3 protein-coding genes are annotated in these 2,144 nt (G+C 32.9%); all 3 read left to right on the forward strand.

The genetic code is table 11. The features are described 5' to 3' along the window. A partial coding sequence (locus FD36_RS06270) for an aggregation-promoting factor C-terminal-like domain-containing protein (RefSeq protein WP_479682564.1) occupies positions 1–240 on the forward strand: 240 nt, incomplete at its 5' end. Between the two features lie 149 nt (positions 241–389). Continuing rightward, positions 390–821, forward strand: coding sequence for a hypothetical protein (locus tag FD36_RS06275; protein ID WP_056958845.1), 432 nt, complete (start codon positions 390–392; stop codon positions 819–821). A 60-nt stretch (positions 822–881) separates the two neighbouring features. Continuing rightward, positions 882–1,814 (forward strand): alpha/beta hydrolase, encoded by a 933-nt coding sequence (locus tag FD36_RS06280; RefSeq protein WP_225362004.1) that lies wholly within the window; start codon positions 882–884, stop codon positions 1,812–1,814. The last annotated feature ends 330 nt before the right edge of the window (positions 1,815–2,144 follow it).

The raw sequence follows: 2,144 nt of genomic DNA on the forward strand, positions 1-2,144 counted from the left end.
ACTAGTTCAGTAAGTGGTAGCGATGCTGCTGCTAAAGACTGGATTGCCGGTCGTGAATCTGGTGGTAACTACGGTGCCCAAAACGGTCAATTTGTTGGTAAATACCAATTATCAGCATCATACCTAAATGGTGATTACTCTGCTGCTAACCAAGAAAGAGTTGCTGATAACTATGTAACTTCACGTTATGGTTCATGGTCAGGTGCTCAATCATTCTGGCAATCACATGGTTGGTACTAAAATTAATTAAAACTAGCTTTAAAAGATCATTCCAACTGGAATGATCTTTTTATTTTTGCTAATCTAATTAGACAGTTAATTTAATTTTCATGCTACAATTAATAGCATCATTTAAGTTTATGTCAGTAGATTAAATCAAGGAGTAGATTATGGAAAATACTTTATATTCTAAAATCAACATTATGTATTACTTAACTTTAGTAGCAGCAATTATCGAAACAATTGGAGCAATTCCAATTGTTGGTGGGTCAATTATTATCTTAAGTTTCGAATCACCACTAGTTGCATTAATCGGTTTGTATGTAGCTGGATTAATTTTTACGATTCAAGCACAAAATACGCCAGGTGCTAATCGTTATAACATTGAATTATCAAGTGTAAAAGTTAAGTTCATAACTGGAATTGTATGTGCTGTAATTGCCTTTATCCCCTTTGTTGGCTGGATTTTACACATCGTAATGGCAATTATCATGTGGTTGCAATATACTAGTCTAATGAGCATTAAAAATAAAGTTGCTAAAGATGACGTAATTGAAGATGTTAAAGCTGAAGACGTCAAAAACGATAACAACGATAAATAATCCATAAAAAATACCTATATTAAACAGGCATTTTTTATTTTAAGGAAAGTTGTGATTAATATGGAAGGAAAAGTTCAAAAAATGAAGCACAAACACGTGTGGGTTCGAGTGGTACTAAGCTTGTTAGTCATTTTAATTATCATCGGTGGAATCGCAATGTATTATTTGTTTAATTTTGCTTTTGCAAGAGGCGGATTCAGTGATCAAATTAGAAGTAAAGCTAACACAGAGTGGTATGACAGTCATCCTTCACAAACGTGGACACAAAAAACGAAAGATGGGCAAACCTTAAAAGCTCATTATTTTGCAGCAGATCAACCAACTAACAAAACAGTGGTAGTAGTTCACGGTTATGGTGGTTCAGCACGAAGAATGAGTACGTATATTCGGATGTTTCATAATGATGGTTATAACGTATTAGCTCCTGATAACCGTGGATTTGGAGATAGTACTGGAAAATACATTGGTTACGGATGGCTTGATCGTGTTGATGTGGCTAACTGGATGAAACAAGTTAATCAGTATGATCCACACGGTGAATTAGGAATATTTGGAATTAGCATGGGAGCCTCAACGGTTATGTACACGCTACCACTAGCTCCTTCTAATACAAAATTTGCGATTGCTGATTGTGGGTACTCAAGCATTAATGCTGAATTGAGTCATGAATTACATGATATATTCCATTTACCAGCTTTTCCAATTTTACCAATTGCCAACTGGTATTCTAGATTTTTAGCAGGCTATAAATTTACTGATGGAAATACTACAGATACTTTGAAACATAATCAAATTCCTTTATTTATCATTCATGGTAGTGACGATAAGTTCGTACCAACCAAATTTGCTTATCAAAATTATAAAAATGATAAAGGTAAAGACAAAGAGATTTGGATTGTTCGTGGTGCAGAACATGCTCAGTCTAAACAAATTCAGCCAGCTGAATACCAACAAAAAATGGCTGATTTTGCAAGTAAATGGTTTAACAATTAGATTATAATCAGGTTAAATGATAAAATTATTAATGAGTGCTTTAATGATAAGCTTGATTAATTGTGATGACATTCATAATCAATCATATTTTTGATATAACTAATTGATAATTTTTAAATAAATGAAAAATTAAAAAATAAAATCAAGAATTGAAAGATTCTAAAATTAAAAATTTCAAGTGTTTGAAGGAGTTTATTTATGAAAAAAGTTACAAAGGCTATTATTCCTGCTGCTGGTTTAGGAACTCGTTTCTTACCAGAAACTAAGGCAGTTCCCAAAGAAATGTATTGAATTGTTGAAGAAGCTAAGGCTTCTGGTATTACAGATTTG

The sequence above is a fragment of the Fructilactobacillus sanfranciscensis DSM 20451 genome, assembly GCF_001436035.1.
In the GTDB taxonomy this organism is placed as follows: domain Bacteria; phylum Bacillota; class Bacilli; order Lactobacillales; family Lactobacillaceae; genus Fructilactobacillus; species Fructilactobacillus sanfranciscensis.